The sequence below is a fragment of the Streptomyces gottesmaniae genome, from assembly GCF_031845845.1.
In the GTDB taxonomy this organism is placed as follows: Bacteria; Actinomycetota; Actinomycetes; order Streptomycetales; family Streptomycetaceae; genus Streptomyces; species Streptomyces akebiae.
In genome coordinates this window covers 31,120-56,065 of the sequence record NZ_JAVRFJ010000053.1, presented here as the reverse complement: position 1 = coordinate 56,065, position 24,946 = coordinate 31,120, and the positions used below count along the sequence as shown (strand labels likewise).

Sequence of the window (24,946 nt, the reverse complement as noted above, 5' to 3'; positions counted from 1 at the left end):
GGACGGAGCCCCGGAGGCTGAGACGCCGCCGCCCCGGGCCTCCCCGGCCCCGGCCCCGACCCGGGCCCAGCCGGCCCCGGGCAGGAGTCTCAGACGTAGACGATCGGGCAGCCGCGGCGTATCGAATGCTGGGCGGCGCGCAGGTACAGGGCCACGTAGAAGGCCATGTCGAGGTCCTCGGCCCACGGCCCCGGCCGGGTCGCGGCCAGTGTCTTCGCCGCTCCCTCCAGGAACCACAGGGTCAGGTCGAGGTTGTCGCACGTCGCCGGGACCTCGGCCGTCGGCAGCGCGACAGCCGCCGCGAGCCGCTCCGCGAGCGCCAGCACCTGGGGAGCGCCGGCGACCATGGTCTCCTCCGTATAGGCCGACCCGACGCCCTCCAGCCGGATGTCCTCCTCCAGCGACAGCGGCACCAGCACCGTCCAGCCGCACAGGGTCTCCAGCTCCTCGCGCGTGAGGTGGGTCTCGCACAGCCTGACGAACCCGTCCATCGGCGGGACGAGTTTCTCCTCGAAGGCCAGCCCCGCGCCACGGACGAGGGGAGCGTGCGCGGGCGTCGCCGCGGGCACCGACTCGTAGGCCGGCAGCCCTCGCCGCCTCAGTTCCTCGTTCAGCGCCGAGGCGACACGCCCCCGGCCCTCCTCGTCGTCCTCACCGTCGCCCTCCCCCTCACCGAACCATTCCTCCGCGCCGACGCTCACCAGATAGATGCCCATGGCCGGAACGTAGCGCGCACCACTGACACGGCAGAGGTGTAGCGGGCTACACCTCCGATACGGGAGAGCACTCCCTCGTGGCGAAGCCCGACGAACGAGATCGTTGAGACACGAGGTCACATCGGCCTCACCACCTCGTTCCGACACCTCACCTCCCCTCCCGGAAGGAAGCCCCCATGAAGGCCCTGCTCGCCTCCAAGCCCGTCCTGTGGTTCCTGTTCCTGTTCAACCTCGCCGTCGCCGCGGTCGCCCCCTTCGTCGTCGACGGCTCCCAGGGCGTGGCCACGGCGATCGGCATGGGTGTCGTCTCGCTCGGCGCGGGTGTCAGCCTGCTGCGCGGCCGGGGACAGCGACAGCGCGCCTGACCGGCGGTGGGTGGGGACGTCTCCGGCGGGCGAGCACATCGTCGTCGCGTCCCCTCGGCCCCGGCCTGCGGGATGGCCCCCGGACGCGCTGCTCGACGCAACCAATCCCCGCGCACAGGCGTCCCCTCCGTCGCGGCTCGTCGCGGCTCGTCACGGCGCGTCGCGCAGAAATCGCCGTCCTCGGCTCCCACCCAAGAGAGCGAGCAAAGACCGTGCTCATACTCATCCTGTCCGTCGTCCTCCTCCTCGCCCTCGGCGGCATCGTCTGCATCTACTGGACGGCGCGAGGCGACGCCCCCCGCTGGGCGCGCGGTGTGGCGAGGACGACCGACGTCGCGAGCGACGTACTGCTCCACGCGAACAAGTCTTCCAAATCCCAGAACGACACGGACAACGACTGAGGTACCGCGGTCCGCTCGTAGTACGCGTCCAGGGATGCGGAGGGGGAGCGCGTGGGTGATCATCGGGGTGCCCGGGGTGCCCGGGGTGTCCGGGGTGGCGGGGCGAGTGGTGCGGCGCATCAAATTGCCCACTTCATGACGGAGTTGTCGGCGGGGGAGCCCGGGCGGCGGGCCGCCGCCGTCAAGGGGCTCGGGCGGGTCGGCCGGTGGGCTTCCGCCGAGCACGGGGACGTCGTCGCCGGGGTGGGTTCGGCCGTCGTCCGCATGGCCGGGGATTCCGATGCCCTGGTGCGGGCCGCGGTGGCGGACGCGCTCGGGTGGCTGGGGCCGCTGGGCGGTGACGACGCCGGCACCGTGGTCGTGGAGCTGATGGCGGACGCGGACACACGCGTGCGGCGGCGGGCGTCACTCGCGGCCGAACGGCTGGCACTGACCGGGCCGGACGTCACGGAGGCGTTCCGGCGTCTGCTGGACGACGCCGACTGGCATCTGCGGCTGAACGGGCTGCTCGGGGTGAGCGGCAGGGGCGGCAGCGTCGAACCAGCCGTGCTCGTACGGCTGTTGGGGGACACCCAGTCGTACGTCTGGGGTCCCGCGCGGCTCGCTCTCTTCTCTTCCCTGGGCCGGAAGCCCGTACTGGACGAGGTGAAGCACACCGCCCGGCACGGTCATGGGCTCGCCCGCGCACGGGCGTTGGAGATGCTGCCCGAGCGGCACACCCGCGACCTGCGCGACTCGCTCCTCGACGGCCTGCGCGACGAGTGCCCCGAGGTGCGGAGGGTGGTGGCCGGGCTCCTGGCCAAGCATCTGGCCGGCCCTGCCGAGGCGCTGCTGTCGCCGCTGGGGCTGTCCGGCGCGGTCGACGCGTTCTTCTCCGCCGTGCGGCGCTCCGGGGTGGCCGAGTCGCTCCTTCCGGCCCTACGACCGTCCGCGACGGCCGACGCGCTCCTCGCGGCACTGGAGGCCGAGACCGACGCGACCGTCGCCGCCCGGCTCCTCACCGCGCTCGGGGGGTGGGGGGACGTCCGTGCCGTGCCCGCGGCCGTACGGTGGCTCGACCACCCGGAGGCCGGCCCCAGTGCCGTCCGTGCGCTCGCCGGCCTGGGGACCCCGGCGGCCGTCCGGTGGATCAGGGCCGCGTTCGTCTCCGCCCCCGGCCCCGACCTGGGTCCGGGGCTCGGGCATCCGACCGTCCGGGCGGCCGCCGCCACCGCGTACGGCACACTGGCACCCCCGGACGCCACCGAGTCGCTGCTGCCGCTGCTGCGTGACCCGGACCAGGGGGTACGGGCCGGGGCAGTGGACGGACTGGGGCAGCTGGGCCGACGCGGACTGCCGAGCCGGGAGCGGCACACGGCGGGCGAAGCCCTGCTCGGCCTCCTCACCACCGACGAGCCGAACCTCTGGCACACCCGCAACGCGCTCGCCGAGTACCCCGAGACCCTCCCCGCCGTACGGCGCCTGATCGACCACCCGTCCGGCGAGGTCAGGGCGACCGTCCTGACGTTCCTGGACGAGGACGACGACGCCGATGTCGCCCTCTTCCTCGCCCACCTCCACGACCCGTCCGAGTCCGTCCGCTACCAGGCCCTGTGGGGGATCAACCGTTACGTCGACGCGTACGGGAAACTCCCCGAAGCGCGTGAGGTGCCTCAGGCACCCCACCGGCCCGATCCGCTCAGTGTGATCAACGCGCTCGCGCAGCCGCCCTCCCCCCGTCGCCTCCGCCATGCCGCGAACCGCGTCCTCGAAGCGCTGACCTGAGGCCGGCTCGACGGCGCTGAGCTGAGGCCGGCTCGACGGCGCAGACGTGAGGCCGGCTCGACGTCCCTCGTCGAGCCGGCCTCTTCCTACGTCGTCGTCGCCGCCCGTCGGCGGTCAGTCCGTGCCGGACTCCATCGCGGCACGGTCCAGCAGCGCGTCCTCCTCGGAGACCTCGCCGCGCGAGGCGATGGCCTCGGCGCCGCCCTGCGGCAGCTCCGGCATGGTGCCGATCAGCCCGGTCGCGGCGGCCTGGGAGGCGCCGACGGTGGGGCTGCCGGTGCCGATCAGGCCGAGACCGACGTACTGCTCCAGCTTGGCGCGCGAGTCGGCGATGTCGAGGTTGCGCATGGTGAGCTGGCCGATCCGGTCCACCGGGCCGAAGGCCGAGTCCTCGGTGCGCTCCATGGACAGCTTGTCCGGGTGGTAGCTGAAGGCGGGGCCGGTGGTGTCGAGGATCGAGTAGTCCTCGCCGCGCCGCAGGCGGAGGGTGACCTCGCCCGTGACCGCCGCGCCGACCCAGCGCTGCAGCGACTCCCGGATCATCAGCGCCTGCGGGTCCAGCCAGCGGCCCTCGTACATGAGGCGGCCGAGGCGGCGGCCCTCGGAGTGGTACTGGGCGAGGGTGTCCTCGTTGTGGATGGCGTTGACCAGGCGCTCGTACGCGGCGTGCAGGAGGGCCATGCCCGGGGCCTCGTAGATGCCGCGGCTCTTGGCCTCGATGATGCGGTTCTCGATCTGGTCGGACATGCCGAGACCGTGGCGGCCGCCGATGGCGTTGGCCTCCATCACCAGGTCGACGGCGGAGGCGAACTCCTTGCCGTTGATGGTGACCGGGCGGCCCTGGTCGAAGCCGATCGTCACGTCCTCGGTGGCGATCTCGACCTCGGGGTCCCAGAACCGGACGCCCATGATCGGCTGGACGGTCTCGACGCCGGTGTCCAGGTGCTCCAGCGTCTTGGCCTCGTGGGTGGCGCCCCAGATGTTGGCGTCGGTGGAGTACGCCTTCTCCGTCGAGTCCCGGTACGGCAGCTGGTGCGCGACCAGCCACTCGGACATCTCCTTGCGGCCACCGAGCTCGGTGACGAAGTCGGCGTCCAGCCAGGGCTTGTAGATCCTGAGGTGCGGGTTGGCGAGCAGGCCGTAGCGGTAGAACCGCTCGATGTCGTTGCCCTTGAAGGTCGAGCCGTCGCCCCAGATCTGGACGTCGTCCTCCAGCATCGCCCGCACCAGCAGCGTGCCGGTGACGGCCCGGCCGAGGGGGGTCGTGTTGAAGTACGCCCGCCCGCCGGAACGGATGTGGAACGCGCCGCAGGTCAGCGCGGCCAGGCCCTCCTCGACCAGCGCGCCACGGCAGTCGACCAGGCGCGCGATCTCGGCACCGTAGGTCTTCGCGCGGCCGGGCACCGAGGCGATGTCGGGCTCGTCGTACTGGCCGATGTCAGCCGTGTAGGTGCAGGGGACAGCACCCTTGTCACGCATCCACGCGACGGCGACCGAGGTGTCGAGCCCGCCCGAGAAGGCGATGCCGACGCGCTCGCCGGCCGGAAGAGAGGTGAGGACCTTGGACATGGAAATTATTATGCATGCCAATGCATGATCATGCAAAGCTACTCCCGGTGACGGGCCTCACGTCCCGAAAACCTTCACGTCTGGCGGTCCCGACGTCTGCGGCCTCACGTCCCCAGTTCGGTGAAGAGGGTCAACTGCAGGGCTCCGGGTGCTTCGAGGCGGGAGTTCAGGGAGTTCCAGGGAGTGCGGGTCGGTTCGGCGATCACCTCCGCGCCGGCCGCCGCCAGCTTCGCCGTGGTCGCGGTCGAGTCGTCCACCTCGAAGGCGACCCGGATGTGGCCGGCCACGCGGCGGCCGACCTCCACCTCGTCGATGAACTCCGCGTGCTTCGGGTCGGTGATCTCCAGCGTGGCCCGCCCCGCCTCGAGGATCGACACCCGCCCGCCCTCGGACGAGAACGCCGCCCGCTCGGGCAGCCCCAGCACATCGCGGTAGAAGTGCAGCGCGGCGTCGTAGTCGGCGGCGGTGACGACCAGACGGAGTTCACGGACCGGGGTGGCTTCGTCGGACATGACAGCTCCTGTGCGGATCGGATCGGACGGAGACGGAGGTCCGTCGGCAGACCGACGGACCTCCCTACGACATCAGGACGACAGCGCCTGTCTCTCGCAACCGGCCGGGCGGTGTCGGATCTCGGTCAGGTCAGCCAGGTGCCCGCCCCACAGGCGGAGGCGGTGACCCACTGGTGGGACCTGATGTGGTCGTTCACGACCGCCCCGGACTGGTAGTAGTTGTCCGTGAGGTTGTCGGCCCACAGCTCTCCCGGAGCGAGACAGACGTAGCCGTACTGGTACTGGTAGTCCTTCTCGGCGTAGAAGGCGACGACGTCCTTGCCTCCGATGAACCCGCTGTTCATCACCGAGGACGGCGCGAGATGGTCCGGTGAGTTGAACACTCCCTCGTTCCCGCTGTCGCCCCAGAAGCGGTCGTTCCCCGGCGTCGTGCCGAGGAGGATGCCCTGGCAGCCCCAGTCCTGCCAGACCCTCAGATTGCCGTCCCGGCTGTTCGGCCACTCCTCCCCGCAGACGCTGTCGTCCGCCGTCGTGGCGGACGCGGTCGGTGCCCCGAGTCCGAGGGAGGCCAGGGCGATGACGACGGCGGCTATGGCTGATCTGCGCATGTGTACTCCTTGGTGGGGTCAGACCCGTGGGCCGACGATCTTCCGGGCGAGGTCCAGCGCCCGGTGCTGGAGCCGGGTGTACGTGTCGAGCGCTTCGCCGTAGCGGTCGCGCAACCGGTCGAGGTAGTGGCTCTCGCGCTCCTCGCCGATGGAGCGGAGGTCGGCGTCCCTGGCGCAGGTCGCGTCGGCCACGGCGAGCTTCTTCTCCGCCTCGAAGACCCCGGGCTCGGCCACCCTGTCGGACCGCGCGACGGCCGCCTGACGGGAGGCGCCCGGATCCTCGTAGTCGTAGCCCGCCCGCTTCATACAGCGCGACCAGACCTCCAGCGCCGCCGAGAAACGCCGGTCGGCCAGCACGTCGGGTACGTAGAGCGACCGGAGGTGGCCGGAGACCTTCTCCGCGCGGAACCACTCCCGGGGGTCCCCGTACAGCTTCTTCTCGGACTCGGCCACACAGCCGCCCAGGCGCTTGCGCACCGTGCCGCCCCCGGGGATCTCGGTGCTGATCACCGGCCCGTCGATCCCGCCGTCGAGCGCCTCGTCGTAGGCCGTGCGGCGCTGCTCGGGGAGGCGCTCGCGGTAGGCGAGGTTGGGGTTGGCGGCACGGGCCTCGGCCTCCTCGACCTGGAGGCGACTGCCGTAGCCGTACGCGCGGGCCCAGTCGACGTCGTCCAGCACATAGCCGAGGGTGCGGCTCTCCGCCAGGCTGAGCCGCTCGGCCTCCCAGAACTCGAAGCCCTGCCGTCGCATGCAACCGCCGATCAGGCGTTGCTGCGCATCCGAGATCCGCAGTTGCTCGGCGTCGGTCAACTGCCGGGCCGCACCGGTCTCCTGGCGCTCCGTGGTCGCCGGGGAGCGTGGGGCACCGTCACAGCCGCTGATGACGGCGGACACGAGGAGCAAACCGATCATGGACTTGCGCATGACGTCCTCTCGTGTGGGCGTGCAGGAGGTGGGCGTGAGCGGGGGAAGCGGTCGAGCGGGCGGGCCGGCTCCGAGGCGACCGGGCTCATGCCGTCAGCGTGATTCATCGATGAGCCAACGGGCCAAGACTTTCAGTGCTGTTCGAAAGAGGCACGTCACGACCGGACGCCGGCACTTCGGACGCACAAAGCGCTCATACCGGACGTCATGAGCCCCGGCCGGACACTCGCCCCGGGGCAGGCGTCGACCAGACACAGGGGGACACCGTGCTGCGCATCCACTTCACCACCGAGGACATGGCCCACACGCGCCTGGCCGCCGAGCCGGACGTGCTGTGGGAGGTGCTGCTGAGCCTGCACGCGTTGCAGAAGCGGCCCGGCACCAAGGAGTTCGGCCTGTGGCGCGACCGGGCCCGCGGCCGGCTCCTCGGCGGTACGGCGGACCTGTCGCGCATGCTGTGCGAACTGGCGCCGCCCGTCGGCTACTCGGCGGACTTCCTCACCCCGACAGCGGGCCTCTCCTGCCTGGACGAAGCCCTCGACATCCTGCTCGCCACCCCGCGGACCCGGCTGCGCGCGGACCTCGGCGACCTCGCCCCCCGGCGTTCCCCGGCCACCTGGCTGGGCGCGCTGGCCTCCGGTGACACGACGGTCCTCAGCACACTGGGAGAAGCCGTCCGGCGCTACCACCGGACCGCCCTGGCCCCCTACTGGCGCCCCATCCGCGCCCAGGTGGAGGCCGACCGGGCCCTTCGCCTGCACGCCCTCGCCACGGGCGGCGTCGCACGGCTGCTGACCCACCTGCACCCGCAGGCCCGCTGGCAGCCGCCCGTGCTCGAACTCCCCTACCCCGTGGACCAGGACCTCTTCCTCAACGGCAGGGGACTGGTGCTCCTGCCGTCCTTCTTCTGCTTCGGCATCCCGATCACGCTCAAGAACCCCGACACGCCACCCGTACTGGTCTATCCGGTCGTACGCAGCCCGGGCTGGGCGGCGGGCGACACCGCCCGGCCCGGGCCGGGCCCCCGCTCGCTGACGGCACTGCTCGGCCGCACCAGGGCGACGGTCATGCAGTTGCTCGTGCACGCCGGCACCACCGGTGAGCTGGCCTGTCGCGCGGACATCTCCGCGGCGTCGGCGAGCCAGCACGCCACCGTGCTGCGCCAGGCCGGACTGATCTCCACCCGCAGACAGGGCAACACCGTGCGGCACTCGCTCACCCCGCTCGGCGCCGAACTCCTCAACTCGTCCCGCGGACCCCACTGATCTGGAGAAGGCCCGCCGGCAGGGTGACCCCCGTCCCCGCCAGATGGCGCAGCGCAGCCGCGATGGAGTGGCAGTCGAAGAGGGCGGAGTGTTCGTGGCCGGGGGCGGGGCGGGGGAGCGAGAGGGCCTGCCAGAGGCGGCCGGAGTTGGTGGCCGTCGTCGCCGGGGCGACGGCGTTCAGCCACGGGCGGATGTTGAGGAAGCCCGGGGTGAAGGCGCTGTGCTTGATCTCCTCGCCCCGGGCCCGGGCCCAGCCGATGTTCTCGCCCAGGACGAGCATGTCGTTGCCGTAGGAGAGGACCGACCCGCCCCGGCAGAAGGCGAGGAAGTCGGTGACGGCCCGGGCCGGCGCAAGGCCGTCCCGGTCCACGCTCCGCTGGTCGATGCCGGTGAGGGTGGTGAAGAACGGCGAGAGCCGAGGGTTCACCACCGGGCGGACCAGCGTCTCGTACTCCTCGACGACGGAGTACCCCTCATCCACCCGCACCGCGCCGATCTGCACGATCTCCCGCAGCTGGCCGGGGGCCGACCAGTCCTGCTCCATGGCCCCGGGCCAGGTCGTGAACTCCAGGTCGAAGATGACGAAGGTGGGCAAGACGGGTGCTCCCTGCGGTGCGAGGACGGTTACGGAAGCGTCCTACCCAGCAGACCGTCCGGAAGGATCCGCCACGCGTCCCCCGCCGCGAATCGCGACTTCGTCCCGGCTCCCGAACCCGAACCCGAACCCGACCTGTCACCGGCTTCCGCCCCCGAACCCGTCCCCGGCTCCTCCAGGGCCGGGCACAGCGCCTCGACGACATGGCTGTTGAGCGCGTCGTCGATCGGGCTCGGCTCCAGCGCCGTACCGTCCGCGTTGAGACGCTGGTACTTCATCAGGTTCCAGCCCATGGACAGCTGGCGCTCGCCGTCCGCGCTGGTGAGGCTGAGGGTGCCCGCGCCGAAGACCCCACCGTCGTGGCCCCAGAACCGCCCGCAGCCGGGCAGGTCGAGGGTGTAGACGCCGAGGCCGTAGTCGATCGCGGCGCCCGGGGCGATCTCCACCGGAACCGTGCTGCGCATCTCGGCGAGGGACGACCGGCGGACCAGGTCTCCGGTGAGCAACTGACGGTAGAAGCGGTTGAGGTCGTCCGTGGTGGAGACGATCGCGCCGGCCGTGTAGGCCCAGGACATGTCGTAGACGCTGTAGTCGCGGGGCGGGTCGATGAGCCCGTAGAACGACTCGTACATCCTGGAGTGCGGTCCCTTGATGTACGCGGTGCGCGGATAGGAGGTGTGGCGCAGCCCGGCGCGGTCGATGACGTTGCGGGTGATGTACGTCGACGCCTTCTGGCCGGTGACCTTCTCCAGGATCAGGCCGGCCACGACGTAGTTGGTGTTGGAGTACCTGCCCGGCTGCGATCCGGGGCGGCCGGTGGCGGGGGCCATGAGGCCCAGCCGTATGAGTTCCCGCGGGCTGATCGAGCGGAAGCGGTGCTCGTCGAGGCTGGCGGTGGAGTTCTGGGCGAGGGAGGGGAAGGCGCCGAGGATGTAGTCACCTATGTGGCTGGTGTGGTTGAGGAGCATGCGCACGGTGACGGCGTCCCCGCGCTCCCGGGCGTCCCCGTCCGTGCCGCTGCCCTCGAACAGTTCGGGGACGTAGTCCGTGACGGGGGCGTCGAGGCTGATCCGGCCCCGCTCCACCTGCTGCATGATCGCCACGGCCGTGAACGTCTTGCTGATGCTGCCGACCCGGTGCCGCATGTTCGGGGTGACCTCGCGGCCCGTGTCCACGTCGGCCAGCCCGGACGCGCCGGTCCAGCGCTCCCGGCCGTCCCGCACCGAGGCGTACGTGCCGTACATCCCCGCCTCGTGGACCGCGTCGAGCGTCTCGCGCAGCCCGGCCCTGTCCAGACCGGCGCTGTCCAGACCGGCGCTGTCGAGCCCGGCCTTCTCCAGCGCGGCCGGCGGGGCCGGGGCGGCGGCTGCTCCGGGCACCGCCGCGACGAACAGAAGTGTGGTCCCCAGCGCGGTCCCGACGAGACGTTGAATGCGCACGGCGTGTCCCCCTCGATCCTGACGTTCCGATGCCCCGGACGGTCAACTCCCGGGCCCTGTCAGGCGATTGTCACGAACAACCGGTGTGCGCTACATCCTTCCCGTGGACGATCACTCTCACAGCGGGGCCATGACATCTGTCATGGCCCCGCGGAGTTCGGCGGACGAAGGTGTCAGAGACCGTAGCGGTACTTCAGGTGGCGCCAGAAGTCCCGGAACATCCACTTGTCGAACTCGGTGATCTGGGTGGCGCTGCCCGCCTTCATGAGGAAGCAGCACTGGCCGGTCGGGGTCCAGTCGTAGAAGTCGTCGAGGCCGAAGGTGTGGCCGACCTCGTGCAGGTAGATGTGGATGTTCTCCTGGCCCAGGGCTCCGGTGAAGTAGGAGCGGCCCATGCGCTGCCCCCAGTCACCGCCCGCGCCGCCGCCGAAGCCCTCGGTGAGCCAGAGGGACTGGTCGTAGTGGCGGGCCGCGCCGCCGGGGCAGCGGGAGTAGTTGCCGTCCTGGTGGAAGAAGCGGCCGCAGTCGGGGTTGCACTGCGGGGCGCCGCCGCCGTCCAGCATGTTGGTGTAGACGTCGACGGAGTTGTCGCTCCACTGGAGGGTGGAGCGGTTCTTCACCGCCCAGCCCACGATGTTGACGGGCACGTTGGTGTACGGCCAGGCGTTGTGCCCGGCGCCGTTGTCGACCATGGCCGCCATCCACTTGCCGAACTGCTTCTTCAGCGCGGCGTGGATCTGGTCGCGCAGGGCGACGCTGACCGGCTGGTCCGACTCCCAGCGGACGCAGTAGTTGACGCTTCCCCGGTTGGCCATGATCTGGTCCCAGCCGTAGTTGCGGAAGCCGTAGAGGTCGCCGTACGTGGACTCGACGTGACTCCACACCTCGTTGAGGGGCTGGACCAGATTCGAGGGCGGGTTCCAGGCGGCGGGGGCGGCGGGGCCGGCGGCGGCGACCGCGGCTGCCACCGCCCGGTCCTGTGCCCGTTCCTGGGTCTGAGCCCGAGCCGCTCGGTCGTTCGCCGCCTGGGCGACGGACGGAGTGGTCAGACCGGGTGCGAGCAGCACGGCCAGGACGGCGGCGAGCACGGTGAGCAGTCTTGCGATGCGGGTGCGTTTGGTGCGCATGGTGAAACTCCCTTGGTGGGGGCGGGATTTCACGTGCCTTCACTTCACCTCTGGGTCGCCACCGACCGCCCGCGAGGTTGCCTCCCCGGCACCCCGGGCACCCCCGGTCTCCTCGCTCTCCCCCGCCTCCCCGAACCGCGCCAGCGCCACCCCGCCCGCCACACAGCACACGAAGCCGATCACGGCCGACCACGCGTACCCGTCGCGGGTGGAGTCGCCGAGCCACACCACCCCGAAGACACCCGGCCAGACCGTCTCGCAGATGACCATCGCCGCCGTGGCCGCCGTCACCGAGCCGGACTGCAGGGCCTGCACGAGCAGGAGGTAGCCGCCGAGGCCGGAGACGACGACGGCGTACGCGGACGGCTGGGCCGGTACCCCGAGGACGGTGGTGTCCGGCAGCAGGCGTACGGCGATCGCGGTGAGGCCGAAGCTCAGGCCCGCCGCCGCGCCGAGGACGACGGTCCGGCCCCGCCGCAGCCGGCCGCCCACGACCCAACCGCCCGCCACCACCAGCACCGACGCGACCAGCACCGCCACCCGCAGCGAGGTGTCACCGTCCCCCTCGCCCGCGCGCCCGGCGGACATCGCCAGCGTCGCCAGCCCCAGACAGACGACGGCCACGGCAGCCCACTCGGCCCGCCGCGGCCGCAGCCCCAGGACGAGCGTGCCGGCCACCGCCGTGACCGCCAACGACGCGGCCACCGCCGCCTCCACCAGGAACACCGGCGCCAGCCGCAACGCCACCACCTGCGCCGCGAAGCCGAGCGTGTCCAGTCCCGCACCGGCGAGGAAGGGCCAGCCGCGCAGCACCTCCACCACGGTCCGCCCCCGGTCGCGCGCCCCCGTGGAGCCCCGCGCACCCCCGTCGCCCCGCGCCACCGCCACCCGCCGCGCGCCCAGCGCCTGGAACACGGTCGCCGTTCCCATGCACACCGCCGCGCACAACGCCCACACCACACCCGCCACCATGGGGGCACCGTAGGCGGCGGCACGGGCGGGGTCCGGGCGACACCAGGGAGGGCACCCGCGCCACACACCCGCGTGGCGGTCACCAGGCGGCCGCAACCGCCCCCACTCACCCCCACGACCGCACAAAGTCCGACAGAGTCATTGATCCCCTTCTGTGCGAAGTCCTAGGGTGGGCGCGGTTTTTCAACAACATCGGACAGCAACCGACGCTCCTCGTCCCACACGTCTCTCCGTACGTGCACCCCCCTGTCATCGCGAGGAAGGCCCCGGCAATGCAGCACCCGCACCCGCAACCGCCTCCGCAGCCGCACCCCGGATCCCCCGCCGTCCGTCCCGTCGTGAGCCGCCGTCGACTGCTGGAGGGCGGTGCCGCCCTCCTCGGCGCCCTCGCCCTCCCCCGCGGCGACGCGTACGCCGCGCCCCGCGCCGGGACGGCGGCCGCCGGCACCCCCGAGTGGTCCGGCAACATGGCGCTCTTCCAGGTCGGCGCGGAACCGCCGCACACCACCCTCATGCCGTACGCGGACGTCAGACAGGCCCTCGCCGGCGACCGCACCCGCTCCCCGTACCGGCTGAGCCTCGACGGGAAGTGGAAGTTCGCGTACGTGGACCGGCCGGGCGACCGGGACGAGGACTTCTACCGGACCGACCTCGACGACAGCGACTGGGACACCATCCCGGTCCCCTCCAACTGGCAGCTGCACGGCTACGACTTCCCCATCTACATCAACATCACGTACCCGTGGTGGGGGCCCAACGGCCTCGGTGAGGAGGCCCAGCCGCCGACCGCGCCGACCCGCTACAACCCCGTCGGCCAGTACCGGCGCACCTTCCACCTCCCCAAGGACTGGACGGCCGGCGACCGCCGCACCTTCCTGCACTTCGAGGGCGTGAAGTCGGCCCACTACGTGTGGATCAACGGCGAACTCGTCGGCTACCACGAGGACTCGTACGACCCGGCCGAGTACGACATCACCGAGCACCTCAAGCCGGGCACCAACCGGATAGCCGTCGAGGTCTACCGCTACTCGGACGGCGACTGGCTGGAGGACCAGGACATGATCCGGCTGAGCGGTATCTTCCGCTCGGTCTACCTGTACTCCACGCCCGCCGTGCACCTGCGCGACTTCAAGCTGGACACCCCGCTCAGCGACGGCTACACGGCCGCCGACCTGTCGGTCACCGCGAGCGTGCGCGCGTACGCCGCCGGGCACGAGGGGTCGTACTCCGTCGAGACGCAGCTCTACGACGCCCGCGGGCACGCCGTCTGGTCGCGGCCCCTCGTGCAGTCCGTCGCCGTGGGCGGGGGCGCCTCGGCCGTCGGGGAGGACGTGACCGTCCAGGCGAAGAAGTCCGTCCCCTCACCCGAGCTGTGGTCCGCCGAACACCCCACCCTCTACACGGCCGTGCTCCGGCTCCGCGACCCGCGCGGCAGGGTCGTCGAGACCCTCTCCCACCGCGTCGGCCTGCGCGAGTTCGCGCTCAAGGACGGGCTGATGCGGATCAACGGGCAGCCGGTCTCCTTCCGGGGCACCAACCGCCACGAGATCCACCCCGACCGGGGCATGGCGCTGACCCGCGCCGACCTGGTCGAGGACATGCGTGTCATCAAGCGGCTCAACATGAACACCGTCCGCACCTCGCACTACCCCAACAACCCGCTCTGGTACGAGCTGGCGGACGAGTACGGCCTCTACCTCGTCGACGAGACGAACCTGGAGACCCACGGCATCCGGGACCGCTACCCCGGGAACGACGCCGAGTGGACGACGGCCTGCGTGGCCCGCGCCCGCGCCATGGTCCACCGCGACAAGAACCACGCCTCCGTCGTCATCTGGTCCCTCGGCAACGAGGCGGGCGGCGGCTCCACCTTCGTCGCCATGCGCGACTGGATCGAGTCGTACGACAAGACCCGCGTCATCCAGTACGAGGGCGACGACCGGCCGACGATCAGCCAGATCCGCTCGGAGATGTACGACAGCCCGCAGCGGGTCGAGCAGCGGGCCAAGGACACCTCGGACACCCGGCCGTACGTGATGATCGAGTACTCGCACTCCATGGGGAACTCGACCGGCAACTTCAAGAAGTACTGGGACCTCATCCGGCGCTACCCGGTCCTCCAGGGCGGCTGGATCTGGGACTTCGCCGACCAGTCGCTGACCTGGCCGGTCCCGGGGCTGAAGGTGTTCACCGACGCGGGACCGAGCGGGCTGAAGGGCCAACTCCTCACCGCGGCGGGAACGTTCAGCCGCGACAAGGGGCTCTCCGGCGCCACCGGCTTCACCCGCGACCCGGCCCTCGACCTCACCGGCTCGCTGACCCTGGAGGCGTGGATCACCCCGCACGTCACCGGCGGCCACCAGCCGATCGTCGCCAAGGGCGACACCCAGTACGCGCTGAAGCAGACCAACCGGAGCGTCGAGTTCTTCATCCACGGCGGCGGCCAGTGGGTCAGCGTCAGCTGGGGCGTCCCGGCCGACGGCTGGACCGGCCGCGAACACCATGTCGCCGGGGTGTTCGACGCCGAGGCCGGCTCCCTCACCCTCTACGTCGACGGCGAGGTGAAGGCCACCCGCACCACCACCCGCCGGCCGAGCGTCAACACCGCGCCGCTCGCCCTCGGCACCGACACGGACAACCCGACGCGCGAGTTCAGCGGCACGATCCGACGGGCCGGCGTGTACGCGCGCGCCCTGAGCGGGGCCGAGCTGGCGTCCGGGGGGCGTGGGCCCGGGGACGACGGGGTGCGGTTCTGGTTCGACGCGGCGACGGTTGAGGTGGGGGAGCGGAAGCGCGAGGGCTTCGCGAAGGAACGTTCGTTTTTCGCGTACGGCGGTGACTGGGGCGACAACCCCAACGACGGGGCCTTCGTCGCGGACGGCATCGTCAAGGCCGACCGGGGCCACACCGGCAAGGCGGCCGAGGTCAAACGCATCTACCAGGCGATCCACGCCACCCCGGCCACCGGCGCCGCGACCGACGCCCTGACCTCGAAGAAGATCACCCTCACCAACGAGTACCTCTTCACCGACCTCCGTGAGTTCGACGGCAGTTGGACCCTCGTGGCCGACGGCAGGAAGATCCAGCACGGCCGCCTCACCCGCGCCCAGCTGGACGTCGCCCCCCTCTCCACCAAGGACATCACCGTCCCCTTCCGCCTCCCCTCCTCCCCCGCGCCCGGCACCGAGTACTTCCTCGAACTCTCCTTCACCACCAAGGAGCGCACCCCTTGGGCCAAGGCCGGCTTCGAGGTGGCCCGGCAGCAGCTGCCGGTGGAAGCGGGCAGCCCGGCGGTGACACCCGCGCCGCTGGCGACCGTCCCGAAGCTGACGTACACGGACGGGTCGAACGAGATCACGGTCACCGGCAAGGGCGTGAAGGGACGCGGCTTCTCCGTCACCGTCGACAGGAAGAGCGGCGTCCTCACCTCCTACAAGGCGGCCGGCACGCGCCTGATCACCTCGGGCCCGGCGCCCAACTTCTGGCGGGCCCCCACCGACAACGACCACGGCAACGGGCAGCACACCCGCAACCAGACCTGGCGGGACGCGGGCGCGAACCGCAAGGTGACGGACGTGACCGTGCGGGCCCTGGGCGACGGCCGGGCGGTGGAGATCAAGGTCACCGGCACCCTGCCGACGACCACCGAGTCGTCGTACACCACCACCTACACGGTCTTCGGCAACGGCGAGATCAAGGTCGACAACACCCTGCGCCCGGGCGCGGCCTCCCTCCCGTACATCCCGGAGGTGGGCACCCTCCTGCACCTCCCCCGCCGCCTCGACCGCCTGCACTACTACGGCCGCGGCCCCGAGGAGAACCACTGGGACCGCAACAACGGCACCGACGTGGGCCTCTACTCGGGCAGCGTCGCCGAGCAGTGGTCCGGGTACATCCGCCCCCAGGAGAACGGCAACAAGACCGACATCCGCTGGGCCGCCCTGACCGACCGCGACGGCGAGGGCCTCCTGGTCTCGGGCGACTCCCTGATCGAGGTCAACGCCTCCTTCTTCACCCCGGAGGACCTCTCGACCGGCCTCCGGCACGACTACCACCTCACCCCCCGCGACACCGTCGTCCTGCGCGTCAACCACCGGCAGATGGGCGTCGGCGGCGACAACAGCTGGGGCGCCCACACCCACGACGAGTACAAACTCTTCGCCGACCGCGACTACGCGTACACGTACCGGCTGCGACCCCTGACGGACGTGGACCTCGCCACCAGGCTGTCGAGGAGGCCGACGGCGACCGAATAGTCCCCCGCCGGAGCCGACACCGACGACAGGACGCTCGACCGGGCCCACCCGGCAGGGCGGCCTGTCGTTCGGTGCCTGTCACCGGGCACCGGTCAGCGCACCAGCAGGTCGATCATCCCCGTCGGGTCCTCCTCGCCGTCGCCCTCGGCCAGGCCGCGGCGCATCAGCGCGAAGTAGGGGCTGAGCAACTCGGGGCTGACGCCCTGCTGTTCGGCGGTGGTCAGGAAGGTCGGGATGCCGGCCACCTGCATGGCCAGGCTGGAGTCGACGGCCTGACTGTGGTCACCGCCGCGCAGTCGCTCGGCGGTCTGGTGCACTGCCGGGGCCATCGCGACGAGCCAGTCCGCGAGCAGCGGCGCGAACGACGTGGGGTCGATGTCCTCCTCGCGGATCAGGGCGAAGGCGTGCGCGGCCCCGGCGAACATGCCGTACATGGCGCTGAGCAGGGCCACGTCGTGCAGGGCCGCGAACCCCGCGTCCTCGCCGACATAGGTGGTGCCGAGCGGGGCGCCCAGGGTCTCCCGGTGCTGCTCGAACAGCTGCCGCGAGCCGCTGTAGAAGACGTAACCACCGGCCTCGGGGACGCCGACCATCGGAGGGACGGCCATGATGCCGCCGTCGAGGTAGCGGGCGCCCCGGCCATGGGCCCACTCGGCGCGGTCGCGTGCCTGGGCGGGGGTGCCGGTGGTCAGGTTCACCAGGTCGCGGCCGGTGAGGTCGGCGTCGGCCAGTGCCTCGTCCACGGAGGCGTCGTCCAGCAGGCAGACGACGACCAGGGTGTTCGCCGCGACCGCCTCGGCGGCGCTGTCCGCGACCTTCGCGCCCTCGGCGGCGAGCACCGCGGCTCGGGCCGGGGTGCGGTTCCAGACGGTGAGCGGATGGCCGGCGGCCAGCCAGGTACGGGCCAGTGCGGTGCCCATCGCGCCGAGCCCCAGCAGGGTGACGGAGGTCTTCTCGGAAGGGTTCTGAGTCATGCCGAACAGGCTGGTCCCGGGCGAGAAGGTGATCAAGTACGTACTTCGGAGTGGGTGGTTACTCTGAAGTGAGCGAGCACGTCAAAGGGGTGGGGCATGACGACGCTGAACCGGCCGGCGGCACCGGAGGGACACATCTGCGGGATCGACACCGCGATGGAGGTGATCGGCGGCAGATGGAAGGTCCTGATCCTGTGGGCGCTCCACGAGCAGCCTTGTCGCCGCTTCGGTGAGCTGCGCCGGCTGCTGCCGGGCGTCAGCGAGAAGGTGTTGGCCTCCCATCTGCGCGAGATGGAGGCGGACGGGGTCGTACGCCGTGTCTCCTACGACGAGGTGCCGCCCCGCGTCGAGTACTCACTGACCGAGGACGGGACGCGCCTCAACGACGCGCTCGAACCGCTGGCCGCCTGGGGCCGGGAGCGGTCGACGCGGTGAGGACGCGAGCGAAGGAGTGACGTCGTGCGGCACAGGGCGGTCGGGCGCAGGAGCGTGATCGCGGGGGTCGGCGCGGCGGCGGGCGTGGCGGACGCCGGCGGTTTCCCCATCAGCGCGCAGGCGTCGGACGGCGGCTCCGCGAAGTCCTCGGGACCCTCAGGTTCCTCGGGGTCCTCAGGTTCATCGGGGTCCTCGGGGTCCTCCGGTGCCACCGCCTCGGACACCCTGGCCTTCGACGCGTTCGACCTGTCGCCGGGCGAGAACAACCTCTTCGGCAAGGGCGCCACCAGGCCCGCCACTTCACGCTCTACAGCCTCCGCCACGAGGGCAGCGCGAGCGCACGGCTCGACGGCGACCTGTCCGAGACGCTGAGGCCGATGAACCCGTCAGGAAACCCGACCGCCGAAGCGTGACGCCGAGCCCTTCCCGGGCTCGGCGTCGACGTGTTCCCGGGCCGGGCGTCGACGTGTTCCCGGCTCCTACCACCGCTTTGTGACCGGTTCAAAAACCACCCGTGTCACACCCGTTGACTTCCGCCCCCTCCGGCTCTACTTTCGGCCAGCCGAAAATGTTCGGCGAGCCGATCCTTGTTCGAGATATCGACCCCCGGATATCCATCGAAGGAGCCGCATGTACCCCCCTCCCCGCACCGACTCCCCCGGTTTCAGACGCCGTTGCAGAAACGCCGCCGTACGCGCCCTCACCCTGGCGACGGCCGCGACGGCCGCGCTGCTCCTCGCCCAGCCGTCGGCCGACACCTCGGCCGCCGCACCCGTCACCCGACTCGACGCCGCCCCCGTCGCGGTGACGGACCGTCAAATACCTGTCCCCGAAGCCCCGATGGGCTGGGCCTCCTGGAACGCCTTCGCCGCGAAGGTCGACTACAACGTGATCAAGCAGCAGGTCGACGCGTTCGTCGCGGCCGGGCTGCCCGAGGCCGGCTACGAGTACATCAACATCGACGAGGGCTGGTGGCAGGGCACCCGTGACAGCGCGGGCAACATCACCATCGACGAGGCCGAGTGGCCCGGCGGCATGAAGGCCATCGCCGACTACATCCACAGCAAGGGCCTGAAGGCGGGCATCTACACCGACGCCGGCAAGGACGGCTGCGGCTACTACTTCCCCACCGGCCGCCCGGCCGCGCCCGGCAGCGGCAGCGAGGGCCACTACGTCCAGGACATGACGCAGTTCTCCCGGTGGGGCTTCGACTTCGTGAAGGTCGACTGGTGCGGCGGCGACGCCGAGGGCCTCGACCCGAAGACGACCTACCAGGCGATCAGCGACGCCGTCGCCACCGCGACCGCCACCACCGGCCGCCCCCTCGCCCTCTCCCTGTGCAACTGGGGCTACTCCAACACCTGGAACTGGGCCCCGGGCATGGGCCCGATGTGGCGGACGAACACGGACATCTTCTACCACGGCCAGACCTTCACGTACGGCAACATGCTGACGAACTACGACCGGAACGTGCACCCCACGGCCCAGCACACGGGTTACTACAACGACCCCGACATGCTGATGGTCGGCATGGGTCTCACCGCCGCCCAGGACCGCACCCACATGAACCTGTGGGCGATCTCCGGCGCCCCGCTGCTCGCCGGCAACGACCTCTCCACCATGACCACCGAGACCGCGAACATCCTCAAGAACTCCGAGGTCATCGCCGTCGACCAGGACCCCCGCGGCCTCCAGGGCGTCAAGGTCGCCGAGGACACCACCGGCCTCCAGGTGTACGGCAAGGTCCTCTCCGGCACCGGCAACCGCGCGGTCGTCCTGCTCAACCGCACCTCCACCACCCAGAACATGACCGTCCGCTGGTCCGACCTCGGCCTGACGAACGCGGCGGCGACGGTCCGTAACCTGTGGACGCGTACGAACGTCGGTACGCCCGGCACGAGTTACACCACCAGCGTCCCGGCGGGCACCTCGGTCATGCTCACCGTCAAGGGCGGCACCGAGCAGTCGGCGAGCACCTACAACGGCACGTCGAGCTTCTCCGGCGTGGTCGCCGGGAACACCGGCCTGAAGACGGTCGACGTCTCCTACACCAACAACACCTCCACGGCCCGCGTCGGCACCCTGACCGTCAACGGCCAGACCTCGACGAAGGTGTCCTTCCCGCCGACCGGCTCCTCCCCCGGCAACATCTCCGTGGCCATGTCGCTCACCAAGGGCAGCACCAACACGATCACCTTCTCCGGCGCCCCGACCCTCGAAGGCATCGTCGTACGGCCGCTGCCGGGCACCAACGGCACGCTGATCACCGGCACGGGCTCCGGCCGCTGCGCCGACATCAACGACAACACGATCACCAACGGCACCGACGCCCAGCTGTGGGACTGCTCCGGCGGCCAGAACCAGGTCTGGCAGTACACCTCCCGCAAGGAACTCGTCGTGTACGGCAACAAGTGCCTGGACGCGTGGGACCGCGGCACCTCCAACGGCACCCGCGTCGTCCTCTGGGACTGCCACGGCGGCACCAACCAGCAGTGGAACGTGAACGCCGACGGCACGATCGTCAACGTCAACTCCGGTCTCTGCCTGGACGCCTACAACGCCGCGACCGCCAACGGCACGAAGCTCGTCCTGTGGTCCTGCAACGGCCAGAACAACCAGAAGTGGAGCCTGACATGAGCGAGACGAGCGACATGAGCAGCGGACCTGGCCTCTCCCGCCGCATGTTCCTCGGCACGGCGGCGACCGTGCCGCTGGCCGCGACCGGCGTGCTCACCCTCGGCGCCGGCACCGCCCACGCCGCCGACTCCGCTTACGCGATGGTCTACTTCACCGAGTCCAACACCATGCTGGAGGCCGACTACGGCCTCCACCTCGCCGTCAGCCAGGACGGCCTGAACTGGACCCCGCTGAACCAGAACGCCCCCCTGGTCACCCCGACCCAGGGCGCCGGCGGCCTGCGCGACCCGTTCCTGATGCGCAAGCAGGACGGCACCTTCGTCGTCCTGGCGACGGACCTCAAGGGCACCGACTGGAACTACAACAGCACGTACATCCACGTCTGGGACTCCGCCGACCTGCGGACCTTCACCGGCTACCGGCGGCTGAAGCTCCACGACATGACCAACACCCACAGCTGGGCGCCGGAGGCCTACTGGGACGCCTCACGCGGCCGGTACGGCATCCTCTACTCCTCGGTGAACAGCAGCGGCCACAACGTGATCATGGTCAGCTACACCACCGACTTCGTCACCTCGACGAACCCCCAGGTCTTCTTCGACCCCGGCTACGACATCATCGACGGCAACCTCACGATCGGCGTCAACGGCGTCAACTACCTCTACTACAAGAGGAACCAGACCCTGGTGGGCGCCCGCTCCACCACCCTCAACCCCGGCAGCTTCACCCCGTTCAGCACGGGCGTCGCGCACGGCGGCACCGAGGCCCCCACGGTGGTGAAGTCCCTGACGTCCTCCACCTGGTACCTCTGGGGGGACACGTACACCCCGAACGGCGTCTTCTACGTCTGGCAGTCCAACGACCTCGCCTCCGGCACCTGGACGGCCCTCGACCAGAAGCTCTACACCCAGCCGCTCAACTCCAAGCACTGCGGCATCCACCCGATCACGTCGACGGAGTACACCAACCTGCTGGCCAAGTGGGGCGCCCCCACGTGGAACCGCCTCAAGTCGTACAACTACCCGTCCCGCTACGTCCGCCACAGCGGCTTCGTGGGCCGTATCGACGAGTACCCCTTCGACCCGTTCCCGGACTCCCAGTGGAAGCTGGTCCCGGGCCTGGCGGACTCCTCGGCGGTCTCCTTCCAGTCGGTGAACTACCCGACCCGCTACCTCCGGCACTCCAGCTACGCCCTCCGTCTGGACGAGAACGACGGCACGTCGACGTTCGCCGCGGACGCCACGTTCACCCGCGTCGCCGGCCTCGCCGACTCCACGTGGTCCTCGTTCCGCTCGTACAACAACCCGACCCGCTACATCCGCCACAGCGGCTACCTGCTCCGCATCGACCCCATCTCGACGGCGACGGAGCGGGCGGACGCGACGTTCCGGGTGGGCTACTGACACCCGGGGCGGAGCCGGGATCCGACTCCGCCGCCTGAACCCGCCTCGCGCCGGTCCGGAGCCCCAGCGGCTCCGGACCGGCGCGGCGCGGGGCGGACCCAACGGGGCGGCTCAACAGGACAGGTCGAACGATTGAGCCGTCCCCCGCGTCTCAGTACCGATCGTGCGGTCGGACGAGGACAAACGCGGAGGGGTCTCATGGGCGAGCCGGACAAACGCGGGTGGACCTGGCGATGGACCTGGCGATGGACCTGGACCCGGACGGGGACGGAGACCGGGCCCCGATCGCGGGCGGGGAGCAGGGCAGGCTCAGGTGCCCGCACCCGTACCGGAGCCGTCGCGGCCGTCCTGGGAGCCGTCGTCGTACTCGGCGGCGTCCAGGGGTCCGCGGCCGACGTCCAGACCGTGGAGGCCGTGTCGGATCCGACGAGGATCTGCCACGGCACCCAGCCGAAGGGCAGCCTCGTGGGCCGCGCGGAGGACGGCGTCCCCGCGGACACCCCGCTCGACCGCACCGTGGGCCACGTGGACGACCTGGCCACCGGCCGCCACGCCTCGATCTTCACGGGCATGGTCCTGGACGAGGACTCGACCTCCCTGGACGTCTACCGCATCCCCTCGCCGCCCTTCGACGAGGCCGTCTGCGAAGCCGCCGAGAAGGGCGTGACCGTACGCCTCCACGACCGCGACATCAACGAGCAGGACCTCACCGCCCTCCTCGACCGTGTCACCGAGGACATGAGCCGCTGGGACGGCACCTTCGCCCTGCGCGAGGCCGGCCTGGACGGCACCGGCAACGTCGTGATCGGCGTGGACGACCCCGACACCGCCGAGCCCATCCTCCGCAAGGCGTACGGCGAACGAAACGCCAAGTACCTGCGCGTCGAGTACGCCGCCCAGGCGTACTTGCAGTGACCCGCCCGAGCGGGAGATGCAACGACCCCGAAGATCCGCTATAGTTGATCTCGAGCCGCTCACCGGAAAACGAACTCCCGGTAGTACTCAATGCGTTGGTGGTCCAAGGAAAGACGCCCCGCTTCCTGCGGGGAAATGCAGGTGCAAGGCCTGCCCGGCGCTCCACAGAATGAGCCCCGCTTCACGACACGTGAAGCGGGGCTCATCGCGTTGCACCGGGGATCACGCCTTCTGCCGCTGCCGGCCCAGCAGGAGGACTCCCCCGACCCCCACCACCGCTGCCCCCACCGCTCCGGCAGCCATGAAGCCCCCGTTGGAGCGCCACGAGAGCACCGACCACCGGGACTGCGCGGAGAACAGGGACCCCGTACTCAGCCACGACCCTGTCGAGATCAGTGACAGCGAGGACCCGATCGAGCCGACGGACAAGGCGCTCCCGATCGAACCGATCGACAGGGCCGACCCGACGGACCCCACGGAGAGCACCGACCCGACCGACCCGATCGACAGCACGGAGTCCTGCGACCACAGAGACAGCAGCGACCCGGAGGACGACGAAGAGGCGGAGGTGGACGGGGTGGACGAGGAGGTGGAGTTGGAGGTGGGCTGGGAGGAGAAACGGCGGACGGACAGCACGGACGACTTCGTCATAAGGCCATCCTGCCCGTGGCCGACTCCCGGACAGAGCCTTCCGCGGAGGACGGCCGGAAACGTGTCGGTCCGCCCGAGCTCGGCGCAGGAGACCCGACCCATCCCCCGAACGTTGCCGCCCCGTCCGGCGTCCCAGTGGTGACCGTCCTCGAAGGGGGCCACCACCATGCCGACGACCACTGCCGTACGACTCCGTCCCCGCGCTCTGTCCACCGTCGCGACGGCGGGGGCACTGATGTGCGCGATCTCCGCCATCTCAGCGATCTCCGGGTGCGCGGAGGAGTCGCCGGCGACGACGAAGCCATCGGCACTCGCCTGGAAGGAACCGGCGGCCTACACCTACACGCTGAGGTCGACCGAGGGCGAGCGGCCGCTGATCGGGACGTTCAGGGTGACGGTCCGGGACGGAAAGGTCGTGAAGGCCGTCGGGCTCGACGACAGCGGGCGACGCGTGGTGGACCGGACGCCGAGCCACATACCCACCATCGCGGACCTGCTGAAGGAGGCGGAGGCGGCACGCGAGGACGGCGCCGACAAGGTGGACGTCTCGTACGCGGCGGACGGCCGTCCCCTCACCCTCGCCATGGACTGGGACGAGGACGCGATCGACGACGAGGCGGCGTACGCCCTCAGCGACTACGAGGAACTCGGCTGACTCAGGTCCCGGATCGTGCCGCCCACCTTGGCCTTGAGCTGCTTGAGCACATCGGGCTTGGCGGAGACGGCCCAGCGCGGCCCGACGAGGTACTTTCCGCCGTAGATGGCGGCCGACTCCAGCCAGACCTCCTTCAGCTCGTCCTTGGGGAAGGTGGTGATCAGGTAGTCGCCCGCAGAGGTCTGGCACACACCCTCCCGCAGCTCCTCCGCCTCGGTTCGGATCTTCACCTCGCACCCCGTGAGCTCGGCGATCACCTCGACCTTGGCCGGCGCGACGACCGCGGCGACCGGGCTGGACTCCGTGCTCGCCTTGCCCGAGCCCTTGTCACCACCGCCCCCACCGCACGCCGCCACCAGGGGCAGGACACCCAGGCCGACAGCCAACGCGACCCCCCGCGACAGCTTCCTCACCACGTCCTGATCTCCGTTCGCCTTCTCCGCACCGAGAGCCCTCGACAAGGGATACGCAGAAACGCAGCCGACTGCTCATTCGCGGGGCACGGCGAAGTGACCTCATCGTCAACCACCCTTGAATGCGGCAGCGTTGACGGCCATGCACCTACCTCTTCCATGACCGCCAACACCTTGGGAAAGAATGGTCCCGGATCGAACAAGCGCGGCGTCTTCCCTGGTCGGGGAGCCTTGGTGGTTCGCGCTCCCCCCACCCACCAACAGGTCCGCCGGATAAAGGTCCTGCAATACGGTGCCTACAGTCTTGCGGACACCGAAGGGCTGGCTCTGAACCCAAGCCAGCGAGGTCA

The 24,946-nt window shown here is 70.7% G+C and carries 23 protein-coding genes; 11 read left to right on the top strand and 12 right to left on the bottom strand.

What is annotated here, in order from left to right; translation table 11 throughout:
• Positions 1 to 89: 89 nt before the first annotated feature.
• Positions 90 to 716: a hypothetical protein gene (locus RM704_RS40240; RefSeq protein ID WP_033530476.1), complete on the bottom strand. Its 627-nt coding sequence runs from the start codon at positions 714 to 716 to the stop codon at positions 90 to 92.
• 176 nt (positions 717 to 892) lie between these two features.
• Between RM704_RS40240 and RM704_RS40235 the strand changes: the two genes are divergently transcribed.
• The 3 genes from RM704_RS40235 to RM704_RS40225 all read left to right on the top strand — a co-directional run bounded on the left by RM704_RS40235 (position 893) and on the right by RM704_RS40225 (position 3,246).
• Positions 893 to 1,081 carry a hypothetical protein gene (locus tag RM704_RS40235; protein ID WP_033530477.1) on the top strand — a complete coding sequence of 63 codons (189 nt, stop codon included), beginning with the start codon at positions 893 to 895 and terminating at the stop codon, positions 1,079 to 1,081.
• Positions 1,082 to 1,293: 212 nt separating this feature from the next.
• Positions 1,294 to 1,482: a hypothetical protein gene (locus tag RM704_RS40230; RefSeq protein WP_033530478.1), complete on the top strand. Its 189-nt coding sequence runs from the start codon at positions 1,294 to 1,296 to the stop codon at positions 1,480 to 1,482.
• A gap of 135 nt (positions 1,483 to 1,617) precedes the next feature.
• Complete coding sequence (locus tag RM704_RS40225; RefSeq protein ID WP_078937359.1) at positions 1,618 to 3,246, top strand: HEAT repeat domain-containing protein; 1,629 nt, start codon at positions 1,618 to 1,620, stop codon at positions 3,244 to 3,246.
• A gap of 114 nt (positions 3,247 to 3,360) precedes the next feature.
• On the opposite strand, the gene argG is transcribed toward RM704_RS40225, so the two are convergent.
• From argG to RM704_RS40205, 4 genes are all read right to left on the bottom strand, one after another.
• The gene (gene argG, locus RM704_RS40220) at positions 3,361 to 4,815 is read right to left on the bottom strand and encodes an argininosuccinate synthase (RefSeq protein ID WP_033530479.1); all 1,455 of its coding nucleotides are present in this window, start codon (positions 4,813 to 4,815) and stop codon (positions 3,361 to 3,363) included.
• A gap of 104 nt (positions 4,816 to 4,919) precedes the next feature.
• Positions 4,920 to 5,327 carry a VOC family protein gene (locus RM704_RS40215; RefSeq protein ID WP_033530480.1) on the bottom strand — a complete coding sequence of 136 codons (408 nt, stop codon included), beginning with the start codon at positions 5,325 to 5,327 and terminating at the stop codon, positions 4,920 to 4,922.
• A 125-nt stretch (positions 5,328 to 5,452) separates the two neighbouring features.
• On the bottom strand, positions 5,453 to 5,935 hold the full coding sequence (locus tag RM704_RS40210; protein ID WP_033530481.1) for a hypothetical protein: 483 nt from the start codon (positions 5,933 to 5,935) through the stop codon (positions 5,453 to 5,455).
• 18 nt (positions 5,936 to 5,953) lie between these two features.
• Positions 5,954 to 6,859 carry a hypothetical protein gene (locus RM704_RS40205; RefSeq protein ID WP_033530482.1) on the bottom strand — a complete coding sequence of 302 codons (906 nt, stop codon included), beginning with the start codon at positions 6,857 to 6,859 and terminating at the stop codon, positions 5,954 to 5,956.
• Positions 6,860 to 7,125: 266 nt separating this feature from the next.
• On the opposite strand from RM704_RS40205, the gene RM704_RS40200 reads away from it, so the two are divergent.
• Entirely contained in the window at positions 7,126 to 8,124 is a 999-nt protein-coding gene (locus RM704_RS40200) for an ArsR/SmtB family transcription factor (protein ID WP_033530483.1), read from the top strand.
• On the opposite strand, the gene RM704_RS40195 is transcribed toward RM704_RS40200, so the two are convergent.
• From RM704_RS40195 to RM704_RS40180, 4 genes are all read right to left on the bottom strand, one after another.
• Positions 8,099 to 8,719, bottom strand: a complete 621-nt coding sequence (locus RM704_RS40195) for a 3'-5' exonuclease (protein WP_033530484.1) — start codon at positions 8,717 to 8,719, stop codon at positions 8,099 to 8,101. The two genes, RM704_RS40200 and RM704_RS40195, sit on opposite strands and share 26 nt — an antisense overlap.
• 29 nt (positions 8,720 to 8,748) lie before the next feature.
• Complete coding sequence (locus RM704_RS40190; protein WP_033530485.1) at positions 8,749 to 10,158, bottom strand: serine hydrolase domain-containing protein; 1,410 nt, start codon at positions 10,156 to 10,158, stop codon at positions 8,749 to 8,751.
• A 173-nt stretch (positions 10,159 to 10,331) separates the two neighbouring features.
• Positions 10,332 to 11,285: a hypothetical protein gene (locus RM704_RS40185; protein WP_033530486.1), complete on the bottom strand. Its 954-nt coding sequence runs from the start codon at positions 11,283 to 11,285 to the stop codon at positions 10,332 to 10,334.
• Positions 11,286 to 11,324: 39 nt separating this feature from the next.
• Positions 11,325 to 12,257: a DMT family transporter gene (locus RM704_RS40180; RefSeq protein ID WP_052146348.1), complete on the bottom strand. Its 933-nt coding sequence runs from the start codon at positions 12,255 to 12,257 to the stop codon at positions 11,325 to 11,327.
• 272 nt (positions 12,258 to 12,529) lie between these two features.
• On the opposite strand from RM704_RS40180, the gene RM704_RS40175 reads away from it, so the two are divergent.
• Complete coding sequence (locus tag RM704_RS40175; protein WP_033530487.1) at positions 12,530 to 16,513, top strand: glycoside hydrolase family 2 TIM barrel-domain containing protein; 3,984 nt, start codon at positions 12,530 to 12,532, stop codon at positions 16,511 to 16,513.
• A 92-nt stretch (positions 16,514 to 16,605) separates the two neighbouring features.
• Here RM704_RS40175 and RM704_RS40170 read toward each other — a convergent pair whose 3' ends face one another.
• Positions 16,606 to 17,487 carry an NAD(P)-dependent oxidoreductase gene (locus tag RM704_RS40170; protein ID WP_033530783.1) on the bottom strand — a complete coding sequence of 294 codons (882 nt, stop codon included), beginning with the start codon at positions 17,485 to 17,487 and terminating at the stop codon, positions 16,606 to 16,608.
• A gap of 96 nt (positions 17,488 to 17,583) precedes the next feature.
• Here RM704_RS40170 and RM704_RS40165 point away from each other — a divergent pair, with 96 nt between their 5' ends.
• The 5 genes from RM704_RS40165 to RM704_RS40145 all read left to right on the top strand — a co-directional run bounded on the left by RM704_RS40165 (position 17,584) and on the right by RM704_RS40145 (position 22,877).
• Positions 17,584 to 17,922, top strand: coding sequence for a winged helix-turn-helix transcriptional regulator (locus RM704_RS40165; protein WP_033530488.1), 339 nt, complete (start codon positions 17,584 to 17,586; stop codon positions 17,920 to 17,922).
• Between the two features lie 24 nt (positions 17,923 to 17,946).
• On the top strand, positions 17,947 to 18,294 hold the full coding sequence (locus RM704_RS40160; RefSeq protein WP_311592812.1) for a hypothetical protein: 348 nt from the start codon (positions 17,947 to 17,949) through the stop codon (positions 18,292 to 18,294).
• 258 nt (positions 18,295 to 18,552) lie between these two features.
• The gene (locus RM704_RS40155) at positions 18,553 to 20,559 is read left to right on the top strand and encodes an RICIN domain-containing protein (protein ID WP_052146349.1); all 2,007 of its coding nucleotides are present in this window, start codon (positions 18,553 to 18,555) and stop codon (positions 20,557 to 20,559) included.
• 14 nt (positions 20,560 to 20,573) lie between these two features.
• A complete protein-coding gene (locus RM704_RS40150) occupies positions 20,574 to 21,962 on the top strand; it encodes a glycoside hydrolase family 43 protein (RefSeq protein ID WP_033530785.1) in 1,389 nt (462 codons plus the stop codon).
• 198 nt (positions 21,963 to 22,160) lie between these two features.
• The gene (locus tag RM704_RS40145; protein ID WP_311592810.1) at positions 22,161 to 22,877 is read left to right on the top strand and encodes a hypothetical protein; all 717 of its coding nucleotides are present in this window, start codon (positions 22,161 to 22,163) and stop codon (positions 22,875 to 22,877) included.
• Positions 22,878 to 23,099: 222 nt separating this feature from the next.
• Here RM704_RS40145 and RM704_RS40140 read toward each other — a convergent pair whose 3' ends face one another.
• Entirely contained in the window at positions 23,100 to 23,528 is a 429-nt protein-coding gene (locus RM704_RS40140) for a hypothetical protein (protein ID WP_311592808.1), read from the bottom strand.
• A 166-nt stretch (positions 23,529 to 23,694) separates the two neighbouring features.
• On the opposite strand from RM704_RS40140, the gene RM704_RS40135 reads away from it, so the two are divergent.
• On the top strand, positions 23,695 to 24,183 hold the full coding sequence (locus tag RM704_RS40135) for a DUF6174 domain-containing protein (RefSeq protein ID WP_033530490.1): 489 nt from the start codon (positions 23,695 to 23,697) through the stop codon (positions 24,181 to 24,183).
• Here RM704_RS40135 and RM704_RS40130 read toward each other — a convergent pair.
• Positions 24,165 to 24,599, bottom strand: a complete 435-nt coding sequence (locus RM704_RS40130; RefSeq protein WP_033530491.1) for a hypothetical protein — start codon at positions 24,597 to 24,599, stop codon at positions 24,165 to 24,167. The genes RM704_RS40135 and RM704_RS40130 overlap by 19 nt on opposite strands.
• Positions 24,600 to 24,946 lie beyond the last annotated feature (347 nt).

Excerpts from the sequence above, each read along its gene's own strand:
- RM704_RS40180 (WP_052146348.1), bottom strand. The coding sequence starts at position 12,257 with ATGGTGGCGGGTGTGGTGTGGGCGTTGTGCGCGGCGGTGTGCATGGGA.
- RM704_RS40165 (WP_033530488.1), top strand. The coding sequence starts at position 17,584 with ATGACGACGCTGAACCGGCCGGCGGCACCGGAGGGACACATCTGCGGG.
- RM704_RS40240 (WP_033530476.1), bottom strand. The coding sequence starts at position 716 with ATGGGCATCTATCTGGTGAGCGTCGGCGCGGAGGAATGGTTCGGTGAG.
- RM704_RS40185 (WP_033530486.1), bottom strand. The coding sequence starts at position 11,285 with ATGCGCACCAAACGCACCCGCATCGCAAGACTGCTCACCGTGCTCGCC.
- RM704_RS40205 (WP_033530482.1), bottom strand. The coding sequence starts at position 6,859 with ATGCGCAAGTCCATGATCGGTTTGCTCCTCGTGTCCGCCGTCATCAGC.
- RM704_RS40155 (WP_052146349.1), top strand. The coding sequence starts at position 18,553 with ATGTACCCCCCTCCCCGCACCGACTCCCCCGGTTTCAGACGCCGTTGC.
- RM704_RS40215 (WP_033530480.1), bottom strand. The coding sequence starts at position 5,327 with ATGTCCGACGAAGCCACCCCGGTCCGTGAACTCCGTCTGGTCGTCACC.
- argG (WP_033530479.1), bottom strand. The coding sequence starts at position 4,815 with ATGTCCAAGGTCCTCACCTCTCTTCCGGCCGGCGAGCGCGTCGGCATC.
- RM704_RS40235 (WP_033530477.1), top strand. The coding sequence starts at position 893 with ATGAAGGCCCTGCTCGCCTCCAAGCCCGTCCTGTGGTTCCTGTTCCTG.
- RM704_RS40135 (WP_033530490.1), top strand. The coding sequence starts at position 23,695 with ATGCCGACGACCACTGCCGTACGACTCCGTCCCCGCGCTCTGTCCACC.
- RM704_RS40145 (WP_311592810.1), top strand. The coding sequence starts at position 22,161 with ATGGGCGAGCCGGACAAACGCGGGTGGACCTGGCGATGGACCTGGCGA.
- RM704_RS40175 (WP_033530487.1), top strand. The coding sequence starts at position 12,530 with ATGCAGCACCCGCACCCGCAACCGCCTCCGCAGCCGCACCCCGGATCC.
- RM704_RS40170 (WP_033530783.1), bottom strand. The coding sequence starts at position 17,487 with ATGACTCAGAACCCTTCCGAGAAGACCTCCGTCACCCTGCTGGGGCTC.
- RM704_RS40150 (WP_033530785.1), top strand. The coding sequence starts at position 20,574 with ATGAGCAGCGGACCTGGCCTCTCCCGCCGCATGTTCCTCGGCACGGCG.
- RM704_RS40140 (WP_311592808.1), bottom strand. The coding sequence starts at position 23,528 with ATGACGAAGTCGTCCGTGCTGTCCGTCCGCCGTTTCTCCTCCCAGCCC.
- RM704_RS40225 (WP_078937359.1), top strand. The coding sequence starts at position 1,618 with ATGACGGAGTTGTCGGCGGGGGAGCCCGGGCGGCGGGCCGCCGCCGTC.
- RM704_RS40210 (WP_033530481.1), bottom strand. The coding sequence starts at position 5,935 with ATGCGCAGATCAGCCATAGCCGCCGTCGTCATCGCCCTGGCCTCCCTC.